Annotated in this window: 20 protein-coding genes and 1 tRNA gene; 11 read left to right on the top strand and 10 right to left on the bottom strand. The window is 67.0% G+C overall.

Going from position 1 to position 22911, the window contains the following annotated elements; all coding sequences use genetic code 11:
* Positions 1-97: 97 nt before the first annotated feature.
* Together cmk and aroA are read right to left on the bottom strand one after the other, a co-directional pair.
* The gene (gene cmk, locus AC6RIC_RS26430) at positions 98-748 is read right to left on the bottom strand and encodes a (d)CMP kinase (RefSeq protein WP_499734598.1); all 651 of its coding nucleotides are present in this window, start codon (positions 746-748) and stop codon (positions 98-100) included.
* Positions 745-2088 carry a 3-phosphoshikimate 1-carboxyvinyltransferase gene (gene aroA / locus AC6RIC_RS26425; protein WP_454658814.1) on the bottom strand — a complete coding sequence of 448 codons (1344 nt, stop codon included), beginning with the start codon at positions 2086-2088 and terminating at the stop codon, positions 745-747. The genes cmk and aroA overlap by 4 nt, the downstream gene beginning before the upstream one ends.
* A 215-nt stretch (positions 2089-2303) precedes the next feature.
* Between aroA and AC6RIC_RS26420 the strand changes: the two genes are divergently transcribed.
* From AC6RIC_RS26420 to AC6RIC_RS26405, 4 genes are all read left to right on the top strand, one after another.
* Positions 2304-2708, top strand: coding sequence for a TIGR02300 family protein (locus tag AC6RIC_RS26420; protein ID WP_454658813.1), 405 nt, complete (start codon positions 2304-2306; stop codon positions 2706-2708).
* A 166-nt stretch (positions 2709-2874) separates the two neighbouring features.
* Positions 2875-2950, top strand: a tRNA-Ala gene (locus tag AC6RIC_RS26415).
* Positions 2951-3280: 330 nt separating this feature from the next.
* Positions 3281-3562, top strand: a complete 282-nt coding sequence (locus tag AC6RIC_RS26410) for a hypothetical protein (RefSeq protein WP_454658812.1) — start codon at positions 3281-3283, stop codon at positions 3560-3562.
* 98 nt (positions 3563-3660) lie between these two features.
* Positions 3661-4662, top strand: a complete 1002-nt coding sequence (locus AC6RIC_RS26405; protein WP_499734597.1) for a pyridoxal-phosphate dependent enzyme — start codon at positions 3661-3663, stop codon at positions 4660-4662.
* Positions 4663-4683: 21 nt separating this feature from the next.
* On the opposite strand, the gene AC6RIC_RS26400 is transcribed toward AC6RIC_RS26405, so the two are convergent.
* The 5 genes from AC6RIC_RS26400 to AC6RIC_RS26380 form a co-directional block, all read right to left on the bottom strand.
* Positions 4684-5829 carry a Gfo/Idh/MocA family protein gene (locus AC6RIC_RS26400; protein WP_499734596.1) on the bottom strand — a complete coding sequence of 382 codons (1146 nt, stop codon included), beginning with the start codon at positions 5827-5829 and terminating at the stop codon, positions 4684-4686.
* A gap of 85 nt (positions 5830-5914) precedes the next feature.
* A complete protein-coding gene (rocF, locus tag AC6RIC_RS26395; protein ID WP_499734595.1) occupies positions 5915-6895 on the bottom strand; it encodes an arginase in 981 nt (326 codons plus the stop codon).
* Positions 6896-6984: 89 nt separating this feature from the next.
* Positions 6985-8367, bottom strand: coding sequence for an aldehyde dehydrogenase family protein (locus AC6RIC_RS26390; protein WP_499734594.1), 1383 nt, complete (start codon positions 8365-8367; stop codon positions 6985-6987).
* 154 nt (positions 8368-8521) lie between these two features.
* A complete protein-coding gene (locus tag AC6RIC_RS26385) occupies positions 8522-10177 on the bottom strand; it encodes an acetolactate synthase large subunit (protein WP_499734593.1) in 1656 nt (551 codons plus the stop codon).
* A gap of 143 nt (positions 10178-10320) precedes the next feature.
* Positions 10321-11109 (bottom strand): class II glutamine amidotransferase, encoded by a 789-nt coding sequence (locus AC6RIC_RS26380; protein ID WP_499734592.1) that lies wholly within the window; start codon positions 11107-11109, stop codon positions 10321-10323.
* Positions 11110-11393: 284 nt separating this feature from the next.
* Here AC6RIC_RS26380 and AC6RIC_RS26375 point away from each other — a divergent pair, with 284 nt between their 5' ends.
* From AC6RIC_RS26375 to AC6RIC_RS26365, 3 genes are all read left to right on the top strand, one after another.
* Positions 11394-11993 carry a TRAP transporter small permease subunit gene (locus tag AC6RIC_RS26375; protein WP_454658805.1) on the top strand — a complete coding sequence of 200 codons (600 nt, stop codon included), beginning with the start codon at positions 11394-11396 and terminating at the stop codon, positions 11991-11993.
* 158 nt (positions 11994-12151) lie between these two features.
* Complete coding sequence (locus AC6RIC_RS26370; RefSeq protein ID WP_499736664.1) at positions 12152-13825, top strand: TRAP transporter large permease; 1674 nt, start codon at positions 12152-12154, stop codon at positions 13823-13825.
* A 43-nt stretch (positions 13826-13868) separates the two neighbouring features.
* Positions 13869-15263, top strand: a complete 1395-nt coding sequence (locus AC6RIC_RS26365) for a sodium:proton antiporter (protein WP_499734591.1) — start codon at positions 13869-13871, stop codon at positions 15261-15263.
* Positions 15264-15439: 176 nt separating this feature from the next.
* Here AC6RIC_RS26365 and AC6RIC_RS26360 read toward each other — a convergent pair whose 3' ends face one another.
* The 3 genes from AC6RIC_RS26360 to AC6RIC_RS26350 all read right to left on the bottom strand — a co-directional run bounded on the left by AC6RIC_RS26360 (position 15440) and on the right by AC6RIC_RS26350 (position 19115).
* Entirely contained in the window at positions 15440-16450 is a 1011-nt protein-coding gene (locus tag AC6RIC_RS26360; RefSeq protein ID WP_499734590.1) for an Lnb N-terminal periplasmic domain-containing protein, read from the bottom strand.
* A gap of 36 nt (positions 16451-16486) precedes the next feature.
* Positions 16487-18097: a phosphoenolpyruvate carboxykinase gene (locus AC6RIC_RS26355; RefSeq protein WP_454658802.1), complete on the bottom strand. Its 1611-nt coding sequence runs from the start codon at positions 18095-18097 to the stop codon at positions 16487-16489.
* Between the two features lie 256 nt (positions 18098-18353).
* Positions 18354-19115 (bottom strand): HugZ family pyridoxamine 5'-phosphate oxidase, encoded by a 762-nt coding sequence (locus tag AC6RIC_RS26350; protein ID WP_499734589.1) that lies wholly within the window; start codon positions 19113-19115, stop codon positions 18354-18356.
* Positions 19116-19256: 141 nt separating this feature from the next.
* On the opposite strand from AC6RIC_RS26350, the gene AC6RIC_RS26345 reads away from it, so the two are divergent.
* From AC6RIC_RS26345 to AC6RIC_RS26330, 4 genes are all read left to right on the top strand, one after another.
* On the top strand, positions 19257-19958 hold the full coding sequence (locus tag AC6RIC_RS26345; RefSeq protein ID WP_499734588.1) for a response regulator: 702 nt from the start codon (positions 19257-19259) through the stop codon (positions 19956-19958).
* Positions 19959-20110: 152 nt separating this feature from the next.
* The gene (locus tag AC6RIC_RS26340; protein ID WP_499734587.1) at positions 20111-21910 is read left to right on the top strand and encodes a sensor histidine kinase; all 1800 of its coding nucleotides are present in this window, start codon (positions 20111-20113) and stop codon (positions 21908-21910) included.
* A 16-nt stretch (positions 21911-21926) separates the two neighbouring features.
* Positions 21927-22385 carry an HPr kinase/phosphorylase gene (locus AC6RIC_RS26335; RefSeq protein WP_454658798.1) on the top strand — a complete coding sequence of 153 codons (459 nt, stop codon included), beginning with the start codon at positions 21927-21929 and terminating at the stop codon, positions 22383-22385.
* Positions 22386-22493: 108 nt separating this feature from the next.
* Positions 22494-22895, top strand: a complete 402-nt coding sequence (locus AC6RIC_RS26330; RefSeq protein ID WP_454658797.1) for a PTS sugar transporter subunit IIA — start codon at positions 22494-22496, stop codon at positions 22893-22895.
* The last annotated feature ends 16 nt before the right edge of the window (positions 22896-22911 follow it).

Genomic DNA, 22911 nt, shown 5'->3' with positions numbered 1-22911 from the left:
TTGCGAGGAGAAGTGTGCGCTTGGGGGAGACGCGCGCCAAGCCGGAAAAGCCGGCTGACGGCGCCTGTTTCGATAGCAAATTCGCGAGCAGAACAGCTCAGGCGGCGCGGCGGCCTTCGACGATGCTGATCGCGGCGGCAGCGGCCTCCTCGACGGTGAGCGCCGAGGTGTCGAGCACGACCGCATCCTCGGCCGCCTTGAGCGGCGCGTCGCTGCGGCCGGAATCGCGGGCATCGCGCCGGCGGATATCGGCGAGGATACCGTCGAAGGTGACGGCTTCGCCACGCCCGACCAGTTCCTTGTGCCGGCGCGCAGCGCGCACCTCCGGCGTTGCGGTGACGAAGAGCTTGGCCGGGGCCTCCGGGCAGATCACCGTGCCGATATCGCGTCCGTCGAGCACCGCCCCACCGGCTTGCGCCGCGAAGCGCCGCTGCCGGGTCAGCAGGCCCGCACGCACGGCCGGCATCGCCGCGACCACGGAAGCCGCCTCGCCGATCTCGCGGCCGCGCAATCGTTCCTCGGGGAAGGCAGTCTCGTCGAAGCTGCCGACGATGGCCTCGGCCGCGACGGCATCATGGATGTCGTGGCCGGCATCGAGCATGGCGCGCGCCACCATCCGGTAGAGCAGGCCGGTATCGAGATAGGGCAGGCCGTAATGCGCGGCGAGCCGGCGCGCGAGCGTGCCCTTGCCGGAGGCGGCAGGGCCGTCCACGGCGATGACGAGCCGGCCGGACCGGGCCGGACTCATCCGATCTGGCCTCCGAGCCCGTTCATCAGCGAAACGAAGCTCGGGAAGCTCGTCGCGATCATCAGCCCGTCATCGACCACGACAGGATTCTGGGTGGCCAGCCCCATGACGAGGAAGCTCATCGCAATACGATGGTCGAGATGGGTCGCGATCGGCCCGCCGCCACGCACCGGCCCGCCGCCCGAACCCTCGACGACGAGGTCGTCGCCCTCGATCCGGCAGGTCACGCCGGCAGCCTTCAGCCCGGCCTCGACCGCGGCGAGACGGTCGGATTCCTTGACGCGCAGCTCCTGCAGGCCGCGCATCCGTGTCGTGCCCGTGGCGAAGGAGGCGGCCACCGCGAGAACCGGATACTCGTCGATCATCGCCGGCGCCCGCTCCGGCGGCACCGTCACGCCCTTGAGGCTGGAGGCGCGCACGCGCAGGTCGCAGACCGTCTCGCCGCCCTCGTTGGCCTCGCGCTCGATCGTGATGTCGGCGCCCATCTCGCGCAGCGTGGTCAGCAGCCCCGAGCGCAGCGGATTGGTCATCACGCTCTCGATCAGGATGTCCGAGCCCGGCACGATCAGCCCCGCCACCAGCGGGAAGGCGGCCGAGGACGGGTCCGCCGGCACGACGATCGGCGCCGCCTTCAGTTCCGGCTGGCCCTTCAGCACGATGCGCCGGCCATGTTCGCCCTCTTGCGTCACCGTGATCTCGGCGCCGAAATGCGCGAGCATCTTCTCGGTGTGGTCGCGGGTGGCTTCGGTCTCGATCACGGTGGTCTCGCCGGGCGCGGCGAGCGCGGCCAGCAGCACGGCCGACTTGATCTGCGCCGAGGCGACCGGCGGGCGATAGGTGATCGGGATCGCCTCCTTCGGGCCGCGCAGGGTCAGCGGCACGCGGCCGCCCTCCTGCTGCGAGACGACGACCGTGCCCATCTGCTCGAGCGGGTCGAGGATGCGCCGCATCGGCCGCTTGCGCAGCGAGGCGTCGCCATCGAAGGTCGTGGTGATCGGATGCGAGCCGCAGACGCCCATCATCAGGCGCGAGCCGGTGCCGGCATTGCCGAAATCGAGAACCTCGGATGGTTCGCGCAGGCCGCCGACGCCGACGCCCTGCACGCGCCAGGCGCCGGGCCCGTCATGATGGACGATGGCGCCGAGCGCGCGGGCCGCTGCGGCCGTGCGCATCACGTCCTCGCCTTCGAGCAGGCCGGTGACCTTGGTCTCGCCGATCGCCAGGAGGCCGAAGATCATCGCCCGGTGCGAGATCGACTTGTCGCCGGGCACGCGGACGCGGCCCTTCAGCGGCCCCCCGGCGCGGGCGGTGACGGGAACGGGGTCATGGTCGTGGGACACGGTGGGCGGTCTCTGCGGGCTGGCCGAAAGGAATGCAGAAAGGGCCGTAGCATGCCCGCGCGCGGCGCGCCAAGGCGCGGCCACGGCGGCTTGGCGAAAGGTCGCTTTCGGGCGCTCGCGGGGCGCGCCTTGAAAATCAACATTTGACAGCGCCGCCTACCCCGACTAACGGACGCGCCTGCTTTTCAAAACATGATAGTTGAAGGTCCGACGCAGTGGCGAAACCGGAACTCGGAACGAAGCGCGTTTGCCCGGTCACGGGCCGCAAATTCTATGACCTGAACAAGGACCCGATCGTCTCGCCCTATACGGGGCAGGCTTATCCGCGGGCCGTGTTCGAGCCGCAGGCTAAAGCTGCTGCCGCTGCAGTGGCGAAGCCCGAAGCCGATGAGGAAGACGAGACCGAGGCCGCCGATGGCGCCGTCGAGCTCGTTTCGCTCGACGAGGCCGATGCCGAGGCTTCGGAGAAGGAGGCCGTCGTCACCAGCGAGGACGATATCGAGGTCGAGGATGTCGGCGGCGATGACGAGGACGACACCTTCCTGGAAGAGGATGAGGAAGGCGACGACGACGTCTCCGACCTGATCGATGGCGACATCGAAGGCGACGAGGACAACTGATCCACAGCCTCGAAAAAAGATGACGACACGGCGACATTAAGCGCTTGTGTCTTCAGCCCGGGCCGCCTATAGAGCGCTTCGTCGCCGGCAGGGCGGCCCGGACGGAACCGCCGAGGCGGTACCAAAATCCGGTTGGTGATCGGTCCCCAAGCCGATCATCGCGAGTGGGGCCATAGCTCAGTTGGGAGAGCGCTTGAATGGCATTCAAGAGGTCGGCGGTTCGATTCCGCCTGGCTCCACCAAATCTCTTCCGAGACCCTGACAGGCTGGTGTTTCGGATCACGCTTCGGCGCTGCCCTGACATGTCGAACGCTTCCGGCCGATCTGGAACCTGATGGCATGATCCTTTGTCGCGCGTCACCTGATTCGCTCAAGGCTCGTCACGTATCGCAGGTCGGCCGCGCCTGGATGGCGGAAACGGGTAGGCACTTCTTCGCTCCCGCGTCATTCCTGCCGACACGTCCGTTCTGCTCCGCCGGAGGCCGCGAATCACCCAGCGGCTTGCCGCGCAAGCAATCGCGAAGATCGGTGTGAAAGCCGCCGCGTCGCACGCTCCATAGAAGGAGGCAGGAATGGCCAAACGCACCAAATCCAAAGCCCTGGATACCGAGTTCACCATGTTCGATGTCGTCTACGAGGACGGCTCGAGGACGTCGAACCGACGCGTTCTGACGTCGTTGCTCGGCGGCCTGGATGGCGATGAGCCCGCCCGGACCGCGATCGAGGAGCAGGACCAGGCCATCTCGGAGAAGTCGGGCAAGCCCCCCCTGGCGATTGCCACGCTCGTGCGGTCGTCCAAATCGGCGGTCGCGCCGGATGAGCGCAAGGATGGTCGGAAGAAGCGGTCGGCGTGAAAGCCTGCAACGACGGGGCTTGTCTTTCCTGAGGCGATGAGCGAGCACGCGGCCATGCCGCGCCGCTTGCAGGCGCGATCTGGAGGGCGTTTGGCCTGATGTCGGACCTGCAGACCATCCTGCGCGAGCCGCGCTACGATCTCGTCAAGACGCCGACGCCGCTCCAGCGTCTCTCAGGCTTCGAACGGAAGCTCGGCCGTCCCTGCCTCTACATGAAGCGCGACGACCTGATGGAGATCGGGCTCGGCGGCAACAAGCTGCGCAGCCTCGAATTCTGGTTGGGCGCCGCGCTCCGGGAGCGTGCCGACATCGTCCTCGTCGCCGGCGGGGCGGCGTCCAATCTCTGCCGCCTCACCGCAGCGGCAGCGACGATGGCCGGATTGGACTGCGTGATCATCCACAACGCCGAGGACAGCCCCGCAAATCGCGAGCGCTCCTTCCTGAACCGGCTGTTCGGCGCGGAAACCCGCTTCATCGGTCCGGTCGGCGAGGACGAGCGCGGAGCGGCGATGACGGTGGCGGCCGAAGAGCTGAATCGGCAGGGGCGCACGCCCTACATCGTCGGCGACGCCGTGCTCGGCGCGCTCGGTTATGTGCTGGCTGCTTTCGAACTGCACGAGCAGTCGCAGCGCGAAGCGGCACCTCTGCGCCACGTCTTCCTCGCGGGCTCGATGGGGCCGACCGAGGCCGGCTTCATCTTCGGCAACGCCATGCTCGGCCACCCTTTCCAGGTCCATCTCGTCAGCGTCGAGTACGAGCAGGCCGAACTGGAGGCGCGCATCCGCCGTATCTACGATGGCATTGCCGAGCGAACGGGTTTGGCGGTCGGCGGGCTCGACGAGGCGCCGCTGCACTACCACATGGCCCATCTCGGCGGCGGCTGGGGCGTTCCCACGCCGGAATCGGAAGCGGCCATCCTCGCCTTCGCCCGCACCGAGGGCATCCTGGTCGAGCATGTCTACACGGCGAAGACCTGCGCCGGTTTCCTCGATTTCGTCGCAAGCAACGCCATTCCGCAGAGCGAGCCGGCCTGCATCCTTCATACCGGCGGGACGGCCTCGCTGTTTGCCCAGCGCGAGCAGTTCCGCACCGTGAGCTGAAAGCGCTGGCTTCGGCTGCGATCAGAAGCGCGAGCGCGGCCGATAGGGTTGGGCCAGGTCGCGGGCATTGTTGAGCGCGAGCGCAAGCTCGGTGATATGCAGGGCAAGCGCGCCCGAGAAGCGCGGCGCCTCGCCGCGCCTGATCGCCTCGGCCTGATCCGCCACGCCGCGCATGAAGTCGATCTGTGAGGGAAAGCCGGGCAGGGCCTTGCTCGCCGGCTGAGCGGGATAGGGCAGCTTGCGCCCTGGAGTAGGCTTCCACGGCAGCACGCGCCCGAGCTTGGCTTCCGCCCGCGTCAGAAGCCGCCCGAGCAGTGGCCGGGGGGCATCGGTCTCCTCGACATGCACCGCGGAACGATTGTCCCAGAGATCGCGCACCGTCAGCGAGCCCTTCTCGGCGAAGATTTGCAGCGAACGGTCGCGCGGCGCGGCGAGCCCGTTGGTCAATCGCGCGACGACCCCGGAGCGGAAAGTCAGGCAGCCCACCGAGAAATCCGGCGCCATAGCGATATGCCCGGTGCCCGGCCCCTTGTCGGGGAAGCTCACGGCCGAGAAGGCGGTCAGGCTCTCGACCGGGCCGAACAGCGTCACCAGCCAGGACAGCGCGTAGCCGGCATGCTCCAGCGTGCAGCCGATCTCGAATTCGTGCAGTCCCGGCCAGGGCGCACCCGAGCGCGAGCGCCAGCTGGCCCATTTGTCTCGGAAGACCGGGCCGTCCTCCATCGCCGCATAGACCAGCCGCGGCGCACCGATCCGCCCGGAGCGCAAGGCCTCCTCGACGAGGCGATGCGTGTCGCTGAGCCCGTTGGCGGGGGCGGTCGCCAGCGTCAAACCGGCGGCCTCGGCCTGTGCGACCAGCGCCTCGGCCTGCGCCAGCTCCATTGCCAGCGGCTTCTCGCAATAGACATGCTTGCCGGCGACAAGCGCGCGGCTGGTGATCTCGTAATGGCTCTCCGGCGTCGTCAGATTGACGACGATCTGCACCACGGGATCAGCGAGCAGAACATCGAGATCGGGGTAGGCGGGGACATTGTGGAAGGCGCGGAAGGCTTCGAGCCGCGCCGCATCGCGATCCCACACGCCGGCGAGCGTGAGTGCCGGATGGTTCGCCAGCGTCGTCATGTAGTAGTCGGCGACGAAACCCGTGCCGACGATCGCGATCTTCATGCTTGAACCCGTTCCATCGACCCACAAGCCGATGGAACGGCCTCTATCAGGCAAGAATGAAGATCGGCTTTCGCGGAAGTACGATTTACGCCGCGCCGATGGCGTTCGACGGCGTCTGCCGGTCGGTGATCTGCTGGCCGAAGAGGCTCCCGGCGAGCTCGACCGCGAGACGGGCGGTCTGGCCGCGATCATCGAGGAACGGGTTGAGCTCGACGATATCCATCGACCGCACCAGCCCGGAATCGTGCAGCAGCTCCATCACGAGATGCGCCTCGCGATAGGTCGCGCCGCCCGGCACGGTGGTGCCGACGCCCGGCGCCAGCGGCGGGTCGAGGAAATCGACGTCGAAGGAGACATGCAGCACGCCGTTCGCGGCGCGCACCTTCTCGATGACCTGGCGGATCAGGACGCCGACGCCGTGCTCGTCGATGGCGCGCATGTCGGCGATATCGACGCCGCGTGCCTTCACGGCAGCCTTCTCCAGCGGATCGATCGAGCGGATGCCGAACAGGCTGAGCTGCTCATAGGCGATCGAGGCACGCGGCTCGGTGCCGAGCAGGTCGTCGAGCCCGGCCTCGCCGCAGAGGAAGGCCGAGGACATGCCGTGCATGTTCCCGGAGGGCGAGATCGCCGGCATGTTGAAATCGGCATGGGCGTCGAGCCAGAGCACGAAGAGCTTGCGGCCCTGCTCCTGCCAGTGGCGGGCAACGCCGTTGACCGAGCCCATCGACAGGCTGTGGTCGCCGCCGAGGAAGATCGGTGTGTCGCCGGAGCGGGCGAGTTCGTAGGCGCGGGCGCTGAGTGCGCGCATCCAGGCGGCGATCTCGTTGTAGAAGCGGGCATTGGCAGGTGCCGGGCCGTCGACCGGGGTCAGGTCGCGCGGCAGGATGTCACCGTGGTCGCTGACCGTGTAGCCGAGGTCTTCCAGCACGCGTGCGAGGCCGGCGGTGCGCAGGCCGGCCGGGCCCATCAGCGCGCCACGGCGCGAGGCGCCGACCTCGATGGGCGCGCCGAGCAGGGCGATGCGGCCCTGGGAAACGGGAGCGTTGGCTGAAGAGGCGGTCATTCCAGTGGTCCGTCTATGCGATTTCGGTAGGCGTCATGCGCCGACGCGCCGTCCATGGCCCATCGGCCTGCCCCTGTCGAGTGTTGTGGTCAGCGGCGCTTGAGCAGGATCATCTTCTCCTGCGTCATGTCGCGCATCGTGTAGGGGATGCCGCCGGTGCCATAGCCGGACACCCGTCGGCCGGCGAAGGGCATCCAGTCGGTGCGGAAGGTCGTGGGGTCGTTGACCATCACGGCGGAGGCGTCGAGCCGGTTCGCGGCGCGCAGGGCCACGTCGATGTCCTGTGCGAAGATACTGGCCTGGAAGGCGACGGGCAGGGCGTTGGCGCGCGCGATCGCGTCGTCGAGCTTGCTGTAGCGGTAGATCGCGACGACCGGGCCGAAGACCTCCTCGCTGGAGATGCGCGCTTCCGGATCGGGATCGATCAGTACGGTCGGCTCCAGCGTCGTCTCCGACAGGCGCTTGCCGCCGGTGGCGAGCCGCGCGCCGCCCTTCACAGCCTCGTCGATCCAGGAGGCGACGCGGTCGGCTTCCTTCGGGATGATCAGCGGCCCCACTTCGGTATCGGCCAAAGTGGGATCGCCGGTGCGCAGCTTCTTCACGCGGGCGACGAGCCGCTCGGTGAAGTCGTTGATAACAGCGTCATGGACATAGATCCGCTGCGTCGACACGCAGACCTGTCCGGCATGGTAGTAGCCGCCCTTCACGATAGGCTCGATGATCCCGTCGAGGTCGGCGCTCCTGTCGACGATCGCCGGCGCGACGCCGCCATGCTCCAGCGCCGAGCGGGCGCCATGGGCGAGCTTCGAATGCAGGTACCAGCCGACCTTGGCGGAGCCGATGAAGCTCAGGAAGGCGATGCGCGGATCGGTCGCGAACTTTTCCGCCAGCGCCGTCTCCTCGGGCACGAATGTCTGGCACCAGGCTTCCGGCAGGCCGGCCTCATGCACCAGCTTGACGAAATCGATGCAGGAGAGCGGCGTCGTGCCGGCGGGCTTGACGATGACCGGGCAGCCGACCGCGATCGCCGGCGCGACCTGATGCACGATCAGGTTGAGCGGGTGGTTGAAGGCCGAGATCGCCGCGACGATGCCGATCGGCTCCTTGGTGGTGAAGGCCCAGCGATCGGCGGCCGCCGCCGAGAGCCCCATCGGAATCTCGCGCCCGGCGAAGTTCCGCAGCTCTTCGGCCGCGTTGTAGACGCCGTCGACGGCGCGGTTCGCCTCGACGATCGCGTCCGGCAGCGGCTTGCCGCCCTCGCGCGCGATCTGCATGGCGAAATGGTCGCGCCTTGCTTCGAGGAGGCCGGCGAGCTTGCGCAGGATCGCGATGCGCTGATGCGGCTTCAGCCAATTGTCGCGATCCTTGAAGACGGCCTGCGCCGTCTGCAGCTTGCGTTCGAGCGCGGCCTCGTCATCGGTCTCGATCTCGGTGATCGGGGCGCGGTCATAGGCCTGAACAACCTGGAGCATGGTTTTTCTCCAAAGAGTGTCGCGGGTCATCCCGGACGGAGCGAAGCGAAGATCCGGAATCCATTCCTGAACCGTTTTTGGAAGCGCTCCGGCATGGATCCCGGGTCTCCCTTCGGTCGCCCGGGATGACCCGTGGTGAGCGATGAAGCGCGGCTTAAGCCAGATCGACGTCCGGCACCTTGTTCCTGAGTTCCTCCACGAGGACGCGGGTGTTCTCGGAGTAATCGATCGGGCAATCGACGAGATGGACGCCACCGCCCTTGAAGGCGGCTTCCAGCGTCGGCACCAGCGCCTCGGCCGAAGTCACGCGCGAGCCCTTGGCGCCATAGGCCTCGGCATAGCGCACGAAGTCCGGGTTGCCGAAGGTCATGCCGTAATCGGGGAACTGATCGACGGCCTGCTTCCAGCGGATCATGCCATAGGCGCCGTCATTGAGGACGAGCACGACGAGGTTGAGCCCGAGCCGGACCGCCGTCTCCATCTCCTGCGAGTTCATCATGAAGCCGCCATCGCCGCAGACGGCCATGACGCGCCGCTCGGGATGGAGCATCGCCGCCATCATCGCCGAGGGCAGGCCGGCCCCCATCGTCGCCAGCGCATTGTCGAGCAGCAGCGTGTTGGCGACATGGGTGCGGTAGTTCCGCGCGAACCAGATCTTGTACATGCCGTTGTCGAGACAGACCATGCCGTCCTCCGGCATCACCGCGCGCACGTCATGGACGAGCCGCTGCGGCGTCACCGGGAAGCGGTCCTCCTCGGCGCGGGCGTTGATCTTGGCCAGGATTTTCTGGCGCCGCTCCAGCATCTGCGTCTGTTCGGGCAGCTTGCCTTCCAGCCGGTCGGCGAGCCCTGTCATGGTGACGCCGATATCGCCGATCACCTCCGCGTCGGGATGGTAGACCTGCTCGACATTGGCGGACTGGAAGCCGAGATGGATCACCTTCGGCCCGCCGGCATTGCGCATCAGGAAGGGCGGCTTCTCGATCGTGTCGTGCCCGACCGCGATGATGAGGTCGGCCGCGGCGATGGCCTCATGGACATAGTCGCCCTCGGAGAGCGCGGCCGTGCCGAGATAGAGGTTTGAGCCGCCGGTGACGGCGCCCTTGCCCATCTGGGTGTTGAAGAAGGGCAGGCCGATGCGGCGTACCGCGGCCGAGAGCGGCTCGACCAGCCGCGGCCGGTTGCCGGCGGCGCCGATCATCACCAGCGGCCGCTTGGCGGCGAGGATCATCGCAGCCGCGCGATCGAGCGGAGCCGCCGGCGCGACCGGCCGGTCGAGCGGGTGGACCGGGATCAGCGGGGCATCCTCGACCTCCTCGGCCGCGACATCCTCTGGCAATTCGAGATGGACCGGGCCCGGCCGCTCCTCCATCGCGACGCGGAAGGCATCGCGCACCACGGAGGGAATGCTGGCGGGGCTGACGATCTGGCGCGTCATCTTGGTCAGCGGGCGCATCGAGGCGACGACATCGACGATCTGGAAGCGCGCCTGCTTGGCGGTCATGATCGCCTTCTGCCCGGTGAGCAGGATCATCGGCATCGCCCCGAGATGGGCATAGGCTGCGCCGGTCGAGAAATTCAGCGCGCCCGGTCCGAGCGTCGCGATGCAGACGCCGGGGCGGCCGGTGAGGCGTCCATGCGTCGCGGCCATGAAGGCTGCGGCCTGCTCGTGCCGCGTCAACACCAGCTCGATCTTCGACTTGCGCAGGGATTCGACGACGTCGAGATTTTCCTCGCCGGGAACGCCGAAGACGCGGTCGACGCCCTCGTTCTCAAGCGCCTCGACCAGAAGATCGGAACCCTTCTTCATCGCCCGTGCCTTTCGCGGAGACAGCCTCGTCGAACGGCAAGGCTAGGCCTTCGACGTAGGAAGGCAACCGGGGGCGTGTCAGGGCGCGCAGCACATGGCAGTCCTGCCCGGCCGCGACTTGAAGCGCATGTTCCGATACCGGCTCAGGCCGCCTGCTTCAGCGCGATCTCGAAGGGCGAGAAGGTCACCGCGCCGCCCTGCACCGCGACCAGCGTGTTGCAGGGCAGGGCCTGCCAGCATTCGCGGGCGGCATCGACCGGCTCCGAGGCGACGACGACGCTGTCGGGCCGCTCGCAGACATAGAGGCTCGGCGGCTTCGTATCGGAGGACCAGCGGATTGCATGGATGCTGTCGCCATCGGCGAGGGCGGCGGCGCAGCGCAAGGGTTCGCGGATGCCGGCCTGCTGCATCAGCGCGAGCGCGTCCGACAGGGCGGCGGCGAGCGCCTGCCCCGGGGCCATGCCTTCCGCGAGATGGGATAGCGCGAGCAGGAAGATGGCTTCGGAGTCGGTCGTGCCGGCGCGGGCGCTGTAGAGCGAATCCGGAATCAGCGCCTCGAGCCGGCGGCGGATCGTGCCGTAGCCGCCGATCTGGCCGTTATGCATGAAGAGATAGCGGCCATGGACGAAGGGGTGGCAGTTCGCCCGCGTCGTCGCCGTGCCGGTGGCGGCGCGGACATGGGCGAAGAACAGATGCGAGCGCACCTGCCGCGCGATCGAAAGCAGATTCTCGTCGGACCAGGCGGGCCTGACCTCGCGATAATGGCCCGGCTCCGGCCGCTCGCCATACCAGCCGACGCCGAACCCGTCGCCATTGGTGCCGGTCTTGGCCTCTTCGGCATGGAGCGACTGATGGATCAGCGAGTGGCAGGGCGAGGCGACGAAATCCTCGAGGAAGACGGGAACGCCGGAATAGGCGAGGAAACGGCACATCGGCGCCTCGAATCGACGGTTGGAAGCGAGCCGGAGAATAATGTTCTCCGAAGATGAACGCGAACATAACGTTTCTTCGCCGAGGCGGCGAGGTCGGTCCCGGCACGCAATCTGCTGCTGCGAAAACAGGCAGTCGCGCACTTCGCCTTTGGTCCAATGGATAAGGCCCGCACAGTCTTGCGTGCAGCGCATCCCTCCTATACCGATCCAGCGCATAAACTGCGCATAAACACGAACCGGCCTGACATATCCGGTCCATGGCGCCTCTCGACGGGAGCGGGAATGTGAAGGGTCTCCTTGGCATCAGCCGGGTCATCGACGTGGTCAACGGCTTCATCGGCAGGAAAGTCGCCTGGCTGATCCTGATTGCGGTTATCGTCGCGGCCGGCAACGCGATCATCCGCAAGACCTTCAACTGGTCATCCAATTCTCTGCTCGAGCTGCAATGGATGCTGTTCGGCGCGGTCTTCCTGATGTGCGCGTCATGGACGATGCAGGTGAAGGAGCACATCCGCATCGACATCGTGAATGCCACGCTGCCGAAGCGCGTCCGCCAATGGATCGAACTGCTGGGTCATACGCTCTTCCTGATGCCGTTCTGCCTGCTGATCGTCTACCATTCCTGGCCGTTCTTCATGCGCTCCTACGCCATCAACGAGCAGTCGCTCTCGGCTGGCGGCCTGCCGCAATGGCCGGCCAAGGGCCTCGTCGTCATCGGCTTCGTGATGCTGACCTTCCAGGGCATCTCCGAGATCATCAAGACGATCGCGATCATGCGCGGCGATCTCGAGGACGATGAGGCGGCGCTCGGCCATGCCGCGGCGGCCGAGGCGGAAGCCCAGCGCCTGCTCGACCAAGCCAAGGAACAGGGCCTCGCCTCGTGAGCGGCCCGCAAGAAGTCCGGAACCGTCCCATGCACGCTCATCGCCTTCCGCGCGTCGCCGGCCTGCTGCTCGCGCTCACGCTCCTCGCCTTCTTCGGCCTCCATACCGGCGACGCCTTCGCGGCGGGCGGCGGCATCGGAGACTTCCTGCGCGTCAACATGGCGCCGGTTATGTTTGCCGCCCTCGTCGTCTTCCTGCTGCTCGGCTATCCCGTGGCCTTCGCGCTCGCCGCCAACGGCCTGCTCTTCGCGCTGATCGGCATCGAGCTCGGCATGTTCCAGGAGAACTTCCTCCAGGCCCTGCCCGAACGCATCTACGGCACGATGAACAACGACGTGCTGCTGGCCGTGCCGTTCTTCACATTCATGGGCCTGGTCCTCGAGCGTTCCGGCATGGCCGAGGACCTGCTCGACACCATCGGCCAGCTCTTCGGGCCGATCCGCGGCGGCCTCGCCTATGCCGTGATCTTCGTCGGCGCGCTTCTTGCCGCGACCACCGGCGTCGTCGCGGCCTCGGTGATCTCGATGGGCCTGATCTCGCTGCCGATCATGCTGCGCTACGGCTATGATCGGCGCCTCGCCTCGGGTGTCATCGCGGCCTCTGGCACGCTCGCGCAGATCATCCCGCCCTCGCTCGTCCTGATCGTGCTCGCCGACCAGCTCGGCCGCTCGGTCGGCGACATGTACGAGGGCGCCTTCCTCCCCGGCCTCGTGCTCTCGGCGATGTATGCCGGCTACGTCTTCCTCGTCACCATGGTCTATCCCAATCGCGCGCCCGGCCTGCCGCCGGAAGCGCAGACCCTGCGCGATGCCGACGGCAAGACGCGGCGCCTGTCGCTGCTGGTTGTGGCACTGCTCTCGCTCGCGCTGGCCTATGGCTACATGAAGCTCTTCACCAAGCTGACGGCGGGCGCCGATTTCGTCATCCTGACGATGTCGCTGATGGTGGCGATCTCCTTCGTCATCGCGCTGGTCAACAAGCTCCTGGGTCTTGGCCTGCTCTCGCGCATGACCGAGCAGGTCGTCTTCGTGATGGTGCCGCCGCTGGCGCTGATCTTCCTGGTGCTGGGCACGATCTTCATCGGTGTCGCCACGCCGACGGAAGGCGGCGCGATGGGCGCCGCCGGCGCGATCCTGCTCGCCTATGGCAAGAAGCGCATGACCTTCGACCTGCTCCGGCAGGCCACGGAATCCACGGCCAAGCTCTCGGCCTTCGTGCTCTTCATCCTGGTCGGCGCGCGCGTATTCTCGCTGACCTTCTACGGCGTCAACGGCCATCTCTGGGTCGAGCATCTGCTGGTCGGGCTGCCCGGCGGCGCGACGGGCTTCCTGATCGTCGTCAACGTGATGGTCTTCCTGCTCGCCTTCTTCCTCGACTTCTTCGAGCTGGCCTTCATCGTCGTGCCGCTGCTCGGACCGGCCGCGGAGAAGCTCGGCATCGACCTGATCTGGTTCGGCGTCATCCTCGGCGTGAACATGCAGACCTCGTTCATGCACCCGCCCTTCGGCTTCGCCCTGTTCTTCCTGCGCTCGGTCGCGCCGAAGAACGCCTACAAGGATCGTGTCACCGGCCGGATGATGGAGCCGGTCACCACCGGCCAGATCTACTGGGGCGCGGTGCCCTTCGTGGTGATCCAGTGCATCATGGTCGCGCTCGTCGTGATCTTCCCGAGCATGGTGATGCACTACAAGGCCTCGGCCGTGCAGCTCGACCAGAAGGCGATCGACAAGCAGTTCGACTCGATCCAGATCCCCGGCCTCGGCAGCACGGGCCTGCCGGGCGGCTTCGACCTGAACGCGCCGCCGGTCATCGGCACGCCGCCCAAGCCATAAGGCGGGTCGTGTCGTGACGAGAGCGGCCGGCAGGCTCATTGCAATGGCGTCACTCGCGTTCATGGCGACGCCGGGTTCAGCCTTCGCGGCGGGCGATATCGGCGGTGCCGGCATGGGGGGCGGCTGGGCCTTGCCCTTCGCCGGCATGCTGCTCTCGATCGCGCTGGGGCCCGTGCTGTTCCCGCATCTCTGGGAGCATCATTACGGCAAGTTCGCAGCCTTCTGGGCCGCGCTGACGCTGGTGCCGCTCGTCCTGCTGCGCGGCGTCGATCCGGCGCTGGGCGCGCTGCTGCACACGGCGCTGCTCGACTACATCCCCTTCATCATCCTGCTCTTCGCGCTCTTCACCATCGCGGGCGGCATCCTGATCTCGGGCAACCTGCACGGAACGCCGGCGACCAACACGGTGCTGCTGGCGATCGGTACGGCACTGGCGAGCTTCGTCGGCACGACCGGCGCCTCGATCATCATGATCCGGCCCGTGCTGCGCGCCAATGACGACCGGCGCTTCAACGTCCATGTCGTCGTCTTCTTCATCTTCCTGGTCTCGAATATCGGCGGCTCGCTGACGCCGCTCGGCGACCCCCCGCTCTTCCTCGGCTTCCTGCGCGGCGTCGACTTCTTCTGGACCACGACGCATCTGCTGCCCGAGACGGCTTTTGCGGTCGCCGTACTGCTCGCCCTGTTCTACGCGCTCGACAGTTGGTTCTTCCGCAAGGAGGAGGGCTTTCCGAAGCTCAAGGACCCGACGCCGGATCGTGCCATCAAGCTCTGGGGCAAGGTCAATATCCTGCTGCTGGCCGGCGTCATCGCCGCGATCCTGATGTCGGCGAACTGGAAGCCGGGCGTGGCCTTCACCGTCCATGGCGTTCCCGTCGAGGGCCAGAACCTGTTACGCGACGTCGCCCTGCTCGTTCTCGCCGGCCTCTCGCTCAAGCTGACGCCCGGCCCGATCCGCGCCGGCAACGAATTCTCCTGGGGGCCGATCAAGGAGGTCGCCAAGCTCTTCGCCGGCATCTTCATCTGCATCATCCCGGTGCTGGCGATGCTGCAGGCGGGCAAGAACGGCGCCTTCGCTTCGCTGGTTGCGCTGGTCAGCAATGCCGATGGCAGCGCCAATACGGTCGCCTATTTCTGGCTGACCGGCATGCTCTCGTCCTTCCTCGACAACGCGCCGACCTATCTCGTCTTCTTCGAGCTGGCGGGCGGCGATCCCAGGGCGCTGATGACGACGGGGGCGCTGACGCTGGCGGCGATCTCGGCGGGCGCGGTCTTCATGGGCGCCAACAGCTATATCGGCAACGCCCCGAACTTCATGGTCTACGCCATCGCCAAGGACCGGAAGGTGAAGATGCCGAGCTTCTTCGGCTACATGCTCTGGTCCGGCGCGATCCTGATCCCGCTCTTCGTGGTGCAGACGCTGCTGTTCTTCCGGTAAAGGAAGGGTGTCTCCCGTGCGCGCCGCAGCATGCAATGCTGCTGCGCAGACACGGGACCGTCCGACGAAAGAGGCGCTTCCTCTGCGCGCTCGGAAAAGGTGCCCTATCCTGCCGCCGGTCCCGTGTCTGCGCAGCGGCACTTCGCGCCGCAGCGCGCACGGGATGACAGCGGTGGTCACTGCCGCCCAGTCGGCACGCCCTCCCGGATCTTCTCGGAGAAATGCGGATCGTCAGGCGAGATGCTGCGGGCGCGTTCGCTGATGCTGCCGAGGCGGGTGAGTTCCGCGAGCGGGATGTCCTGCCGGATCGCGCCGGTATCCCGGAGATAGCCCGGCAGATAGCCGGAGAGCAGCACGCGCGGATCGGTCGGCAGCGGAAACCGCCAGCCCGGCGTCACCGTCCCCGCGAGATGATAGACCACCGTCGTGCAATTGGTCGTCAGCGTGTTGTACCAGCGCGGCTTGGCGGCGAGCGCGTTGATGTCGTCGACATAGGCGAGGAACAGGCCGCGCGCCTGCGCCGCTCCGGCGCTGAGCCGGTAGAGGCGGACGTCCTCCCGCCGCGCATGGGTCCGCAGCGCCACGATGTCGCGCTCGTCGGCGGCGACATAGGCCATCTCGTACCTGCGGAAGAAGCCGGCCAGCGCCGACCACTCCTCGCCCTTCTCGCGCCGGACCTCGATCGAGAAGGTCAGTGGCACGGCATCCGTGAAGGTGAAGCTCACCAGCAGATGTGCGATCGCCTCGCCCGACCAGTAGCTCAGGAAGATGTCGGCGCCGCTGAGCTTCGACAGGTCATAGCGCCGGGTCTCCCAGCGCTGGTCGTAATCCGTCTCCGAGCGCCAGCGGAAATCGCGAAGATTGGAGACGGTGATCGCCTCGCCTTCGCGCGCGATGATGGGCAGCCGCGCGAGTTCGGGAATCCAGTCGCGGTCATGCGAGGGCTGGAGGCTGCTCCACCAACCGAGCAGGCCGACGAAGACCATGGCGAAGCCGAGCGACAGGCGCGCATCGCTGGTCCAGATGCCAACCAGCCCAGCGAGCGCGGCGATGCCAAAGCCGATCGCCGCGACGATTCCCGTCGTGCCCGTCAGGCGGAACAGCAGGAAGCCCACGCTCCAGGCGGCGGCGCCGAGAATAACGAGGGTGAGGAGAAGTTTCAGCACAATGAAAAAGAGGCGGCTCATGGCCGCCTCTCGTAGCATAGTCTGGAGAGTTTGACCTCAGGCGGCGAGCGAGCTCGTCGGTGCGGCGGCCTTCACGGCGTCATCGACATGGTCCTCGAACTTGGCGAAGTTCTTGGCGAACATCTCGACGAGGTTCTTGGCTGTCTCGGCGAAGGCGGCCTTATCGGCCCAGGTCTTGACCGGGTACAGGATATGCGGCTCGACGCCGGGCACCGAAGTGGGGACGGCGAAACCGAAATAGGGATCGCGGCGGAAGTCGGCGCGGTTGAGCGAGCCGTCGAGCGCCGAGGAGAGCAGGCGGCGCGTCACGCGGATCGGCATGCGCCGGCCGGTGCCGTATTTGCCGCCGGTCCAGCCGGTATTCACCAGCCAGCAATCGACATGATGCTTGGCGATGAAGTCACGCAGCAGGTTGGCGTATTCCGACGGATGCCGCGGCAGGAAGGGCGAGCCGAAGCAGGTCGAGAACTCGGGTTCGACGCCGGTCAGCCCGCGCTCCGTTCCGGCGACCTTGGCGGTGTAGCCGGAGAGGAAGTGGTACATCGCCTCGGCCGGGGTCAGCTTGGCGATCGGCGGCATCACGCCGAAGGCGTCGGCGGTCAGCATCACGATGTTCTTCGGGATGCCGGCGCGGCCGGTGCGCGAAGCGTTGGGAATGAAGTCGAGCGGATAGGCCGAGCGGGTGTTCTCGGTCTTGGTCTGGTCGTCGAAATCGACCTCGCGCGTCAGCGGGTCCATGACGATGTTCTCGAGCACCGTGCCGAAGCGCAGCGAGGCCGCGTGGATCATCGGCTCGGCCTCGGCCGAGAGACGGATCGTCTTGGCGTAGCAGCCGCCCTCGAAATTGAAGATGCCGTCCTTCGACCAGCCATGCTCGTCGTCGCCGATCAGCGTGCGCTCGGGATCGGCCGAAAGCGTGGTCTTGCCGGTGCCGGACAGGCCGAAGAAGATCGCGGAATCGTCCTTGGAGCCGACATTGGCCGAGCAGTGCATCGGCACCACGCCCTTGGTCGGCAGGACGTAGTTCAGATAGGTGAAGACCGACTTCTTCATCTCGCCGGCATAGGCCGAGCCGCCGATCAGCACGATCTTGCGGGTGAAGTCGATGGCGACGACGGTCTCGCTGCGGCAGCCATGGCGCTTCGGATCGGCCTTGAAGCTCGGCAGATCGACGATCGTCATCTCCGGCACATAGGCGTTGATCTCGTCGCGCGGCGGGCGGATCAGCAGGTTGCGGATGAACAGCGAGTGCCAGGCCATCTCGGTGAAGACGCGGGCCTTGACGCGATGGACGGGGTCGGCGCCGCCATAAAGATCCTGCGCGAAGAGCTCCTTGCCCTCGGCATGGGCGAGGAAGTCGCCGAGCAGCGTCTCGAAATGCTCCGGGCTCATCGCCTGGTTGTTCTCCCACCAGACGGTGTTCTCGGTCAGCGCGTCGCGCACCGTGAACTTGTCCTTCGGCGAGCGGCCGGTATGGGTGCCGGTATCGGCGCAGAGCGCGCCGCCGCGGGCGAGCCGGGATTCGCCGCGGTCCAGCGATTCCTCGTAGAGCTGCGGCGCATCCAGGTTCCAGTGCACGGCCTTCAGCTTGCGGAAGCCGAAGCCCTCGGCGCCTTGGGCGGCGTTGAACTGACCGATATTGTCCACTGAATTCCTCCGGAGGCCGCCATGCTCTCGGCGGCCCGTTGTCTTCACGAATGCGCATGGGCCGGTGGCAGGGCCCGGGCGTCGAAGGCGAGGCCGTGAGGCCACGATGGGTCTTTACGGCGATGCGGCCTTTCGCTCAAGTCATTGAAAAGACCTGATGACCTTGCGTCGGCTCCTAAATCGATTGAATTTCAACCTGTGGTAAATGGCCGCGCGGTCCCGCGGCCGTTCTGTTTCCAAGGCGATTTTCGGGGTGTCACGCGGCCTGGGTGCGCGCTTTCGTGGCAAGTTCCGCCAGGACGCGCCTGAGGCCGCCGGGGCCGTCCACCGAGGCCGGGAACGGCAGGCGCAGCGTCGCGCTGCCCAGTGCCATATCGAGTCCGTCTGGGTCGAGCCCGATGGCACGCCAGTCTCCGGCCTTGGCGCCGAGCAGCCCCGTCGCATAGAGGCCGACCGCGTCGGCATGGTCCTCGTTCATATGCGCGACGGCGCCGGCCTCGACCTCCGCAAGCGCCGCGGCATGGGCAGGGTCGCTCATCAGGTCGGCCGGTGTCGGCGCAAAGGCGCGGGCGAAGCCGCCATTGAGGCTGGCCCCTTCGATGTCGAGGGCGAAGAAGGCGAAATCCGGGAAATCGGCATAGAGCGCCGATTTCGGCTGGCGCGCGAGATAGCGGCGGCGGATGCGGGCGCCGTCCTCGCTCTCGCGCTCTATCCTGCGCGCGCGGACCTTCAACGTGATCCGGGCATGGGCGAGCGGATCACCCTTGCCGCCGGGCGAGATCAAGAGCGAGGCGCGCGGATCGCCTGCGATGTTGGCGGTGTGGGCGGCGAGGCTCGAGATCAGGATGACCGGCGTGCCGTCGATGTCGGTGGCGAGCCCGACGAGACTCGCGGAGGGATGGCCATCGGGGCCGAGCGTGGCCAGAGCGGCGGAGCGGGCTTCGCGCAGCAGGCCCTTGGCTTCCGCGCGGACCGCCTCGTCCATCGGCTGAATCACGTCTTTGGCGGCCTTCGCCATGGAACCTCACTCCGATTTCCGGCCTGTGATACGGGGTCATAGGCAAATCGCCACGCCCCGGCTAGATTGCCGCCATGCTTTGGCCCCTCTCGCGCGGGAGGGGAACCCTGTATTGCAACGAGAACAAGAGACGAAAGCCTTATGCCAACGATTGCGCTGGTCGACGACGACCGCAACATCCTGACATCGGTTTCGATCGCCCTCGAGGCCGAGGGCTATCGCATCATGACCTATACGGACGGTGCCTCGGCCCTCGACGGCCTCAAGCAGAACCCGCCCGACCTCGCGATCTTCGATATCAAGATGCCGCGCATGGACGGCATGGAGCTGCTGCGACGGCTGCGCCAGAAATCCGATCTGCCGGTCATCTTCCTGACCTCGAAGGACGAGGAGATCGACGAGCTCTTTGGTCTCAAGATGGGCGCCGACGACTTCATCCGGAAGCCGTTCTCGCAGCGCCTGCTGGTCGAGCGCGTCAAGGCGATCCTGCGCCGTGCCGGAGCCAAGGACGTGACCGCCGCCCCCCGCCCCGAGGATGCCAAGGCGCTTGAGCGCGGCCTGCTGCGCATGGACCCCGAGCGCCATACCTGCACCTGGCGCGGCGAGCCGGTGACGCTGACCGTCACCGAGTTCCTGATCCTGCAGTCGCTGGCGCAGCGCCCGGGCGTGGTGAAGAGCCGCAATGCCCTGATGGACGCCGCCTATGACGACGAGGTCTATGTCGACGACCGCACCATCGACAGCCACATCAAGCGCCTGCGCAAGAAGTTCAATCAGGTCGATGCCGAGTTCGACATGATCGAGACGCTCTACGGCGTGGGCTATCGCTTCAAGGAAGTCTGAGGCTAAAGCATTTTCGAGCGAAGCGGGTGCCGGTACGCGTGAAGAACCGAAGGTCCGCGTCAGCGAATATGCGATAAGGCCGAAGAGTTCTAAGGCGAGCGCGCGCCGGATTCGCCGCCGCCGTCATCCCGAGCGGAAAGCAAGCCGCAGCCATGGCAACCGTCGACAACGAGGCTAGAGCGTCCGCGCCGCCTGCCGGCTGGCGCGCCGTGCTGCGCCGCCGCATTGGCATTGCCTGGCGGCGCCTGGCGCGCGCGGTCTCGTTGCGTGCCGCCTCCAGCCTGACGCGGCGCATCCTCGTCCTCAATCTCGGCGGGCTCGTCGCGCTGCTGATCGGCTTCCTCTACCTCAACCAGTTCCGCGAGGGGCTGATCGAGGCCCGCGTCCAGAGCCTTCTCACCCAGGGTGAGATCATCGCCGGTGCGATCGCCTCCTCGGCCACGGTCGAGATCGACACGATCACCATCGATCCCGACAAGCTCCTGCAGCTTCAGGCCGGCGAGAGCGCGGGCATTGCCGAGGATCCGCTCGATTTCTCGATCAATCCCGAGAAGGTGGCGCCGCTCCTGCGCCGCCTGGTGACGCCGACCAAGACCCGCGCGCGGGTCTACGACAAGGACGGCATGCTCACCATCGACTCGCGCAGCCTCTATTCGCGCGGCGACGTGTTGCGCCTGGATCTGCCGCGCGTCGGCGAGCCCGACGAGCCGCCGCTGCTGGAGCGTACCTGGAACATGCTCCGCAACCGGCTCGGCAAGGCGGATGTCCCGGCCTATGACGATTTCGAGAACGCCAACGGCAAGTCCTATCCGGAGGTCGCTCGCGCTCTGAACGGTGCGCCGGCGAGCGTCGTGCGTGTCAACACCCGCGGCCAGACCATCGTCTCGGTCGCTGTGCCCGTGCAGCGTTTCCGCACCGTGAAGGGCGCCCTGCTGCTGTCGACCCAAGGCGGCGACATCGATGCGGTCATCGCCGCCGAACGCTTTGCGATCTTCCAGGTTTTCGCTGTCGCGGCCGGCGTGATGATCGTGCTCTCGATCCTGCTCGCTGGCACCATCGCCGAGCCGATCCGCAAGCTCGCAGACGCCGCCCAGCGCGTGCGCCGCGGCGTCAAGTCGCGCGAGCAGATCCCGGATTTCAGCAGCCGGCATGACGAGATCGGCCATTTGTCCGGCACGCTGCGCGATATGACCAAGGCGCTCTACAGCCGCATCGAGGCGATCGAGAGCTTCGCGGCCGACGTCGCGCATGAACTGAAGAACCCGCTGACCTCGCTGCGCAGCGCCGTCGAGACCCTGCCGCGCGCCAAGACGGACGATGCCCGCGGTCGGCTGATGGCGGTGATCCAGCACGATGTCCGCCGGCTCGACCGGCTGATCTCGGATATCTCCGACGCCTCGCGGCTCGATGCCGAGCTTGCCCGCGACGATTCCGCCCCGGTCGATGTCGCGCAAGTGCTCGGCGCCGTCGTGACGATCCAGAACGAGACGCGGCGCGAGGGCCAGCCCAAGATCGAGCTGAGCAGCGACCGGCGCAGCCAGCGCCTCGGCGACGACGCCTTCTTCGTGCTCGGCCACGATTCCCGCCTCGGCCAGGTCCTGGTTAATCTGATCGACAACGCCCGCTCCTTCTCGCCGCCCGACAAGCCGGTGAAGGTCATGCTCTCGCGCGTCGCCAACGACGTGCTGGTCACCGTCGAGGACGAGGGGCCGGGCATCGAGCCGCACGCGCTGGAGCGCATCTTCGAGCGCTTCTATACCGACCGCCCGAACGAGGGCTTCGGCCAGAATTCCGGCCTGGGCCTTTCGATTTCGCGCCAGATCGTCGAGGCGCATCGCGGCACGATCCGGGCCGAGAACCGCCTGGGGCCGATCGGCCCGGATGGCGAGGCACAGCGCCTCGGCGCCCGCTTCATCGTCTGCCTGCCGGCAGCCTATACCCATGCGGCCTGAGGCCGGGATGGCCGCGATGCCCATGCGAGAGCGAACCCGTATCCACGCGACCGTCATCGCTGTCGGCGAAGCCGGCATCCTGATCCGCGGCGCTTCGGGCACCGGCAAGTCCACGCTCGCGCTTGCGCTGATCGCTTTGGCCTCGCAGGCGGGCCGCTTCGCCCGGCTTGTCGCCGACGACCGCGTTGAGCTTGTGGCAAAAGGTGGGCGGCTGCTGGCGCGGCCCGTCGCGCCGCTGGAGGGGATCGTCGAGCGGCGTGGGCTCGGCCTCACGCCCGAGCCGCATACGGGCGCGATCGTGGTCCGGCTCATCGTTGATCTGGCGGCCGAGGAGCCGGCGCGGATGCCGGAGCCGGAGGATCTCGTCGACAACCTCGCCGGCATCGACCTCCCGCGCCTGCGCATGACAGGGCGCGCCGGCGACGAGAGACTTGCGTTGAACGCGCTGGACTTATTCACAGAGGCCGAACGCTAACCACGATTTCGACAAGTTTGACGGTCGACGGCTTGCGTATACCGCGCTCCTGACGCATAAACCGCGACCTTGTCCGGGCGCTTGTGGCGCTCTCCGGTGCTGGATTGAATGATCGGACTGGTCCTCGTGACGCATGGGCATTTGGCGACGGAGTTCCGCGCTGCGCTCGAACACGTCGTCGGCCCCCAGAATAACCTCGCCACCATCGCCATCGCTCCCGATGACGACATGGAGAGCCGCCGCCGCGACATCATCGCGGCCGTCGAGCAGGTCGAGACCGACCGCGGCGTCATCATCCTCACCGACATGTTCGGCGGCACGCCCTCGAACCTGGCGATCTCGGTGATGGAGCCGGGCCGTATCGACGTCGTCGCCGGCGTCAACCTGCCGATGCTCATCAAGCTCGCCAGCGTGCGCGAGGAGAAGACCCTCGACGAAGCCGTCACCAGCGCGCAGGATGCGGGACGGAAATACATCACGGTCGCCAGCCGCGTGCTGGCCGGCAAGTAACGACGCCGAGAGGGGC

Source organism: Allobosea sp. TBD101 (assembly GCF_059817965.1).
Note: the sequence above shows the minus strand (reverse complement) of the source record. Positions and strands in the feature narration are given on the sequence as shown.

Coding starts and splice junctions, on each gene's coding strand:
- cmk (WP_499734598.1), bottom strand. CDS start 748: ATGAGTCCGGCCCGGTCCGGCCGGCTCGTCATCGCCGTGGACGGCCCT.
- AC6RIC_RS26365 (WP_499734591.1), top strand. CDS start 13,869: ATGGCGTCACTCGCGTTCATGGCGACGCCGGGTTCAGCCTTCGCGGCG.
- AC6RIC_RS26350 (WP_499734589.1), bottom strand. CDS start 19,115: ATGGCGAAGGCCGCCAAAGACGTGATTCAGCCGATGGACGAGGCGGTC.
- AC6RIC_RS26380 (WP_499734592.1), bottom strand. CDS start 11,109: ATGTGCCGTTTCCTCGCCTATTCCGGCGTTCCCGTCTTCCTCGAGGAT.
- AC6RIC_RS26405 (WP_499734597.1), top strand. CDS start 3,661: ATGTCGGACCTGCAGACCATCCTGCGCGAGCCGCGCTACGATCTCGTC.
- AC6RIC_RS26370 (WP_499736664.1), top strand. CDS start 12,152: ATGGCGCCGGTTATGTTTGCCGCCCTCGTCGTCTTCCTGCTGCTCGGC.
- AC6RIC_RS26330 (WP_454658797.1), top strand. CDS start 22,494: ATGATCGGACTGGTCCTCGTGACGCATGGGCATTTGGCGACGGAGTTC.
- AC6RIC_RS26335 (WP_454658798.1), top strand. CDS start 21,927: ATGCCCATGCGAGAGCGAACCCGTATCCACGCGACCGTCATCGCTGTC.
- AC6RIC_RS26390 (WP_499734594.1), bottom strand. CDS start 8,367: ATGCTCCAGGTTGTTCAGGCCTATGACCGCGCCCCGATCACCGAGATC.
- AC6RIC_RS26360 (WP_499734590.1), bottom strand. CDS start 16,450: ATGAGCCGCCTCTTTTTCATTGTGCTGAAACTTCTCCTCACCCTCGTT.
- AC6RIC_RS26340 (WP_499734587.1), top strand. CDS start 20,111: ATGGCAACCGTCGACAACGAGGCTAGAGCGTCCGCGCCGCCTGCCGGC.
- rocF (WP_499734595.1), bottom strand. CDS start 6,895: ATGACCGCCTCTTCAGCCAACGCTCCCGTTTCCCAGGGCCGCATCGCC.
- AC6RIC_RS26410 (WP_454658812.1), top strand. CDS start 3,281: ATGGCCAAACGCACCAAATCCAAAGCCCTGGATACCGAGTTCACCATG.
- AC6RIC_RS26385 (WP_499734593.1), bottom strand. CDS start 10,177: ATGAAGAAGGGTTCCGATCTTCTGGTCGAGGCGCTTGAGAACGAGGGC.
- AC6RIC_RS26345 (WP_499734588.1), top strand. CDS start 19,257: ATGCCAACGATTGCGCTGGTCGACGACGACCGCAACATCCTGACATCG.
- AC6RIC_RS26400 (WP_499734596.1), bottom strand. CDS start 5,829: ATGAAGATCGCGATCGTCGGCACGGGTTTCGTCGCCGACTACTACATG.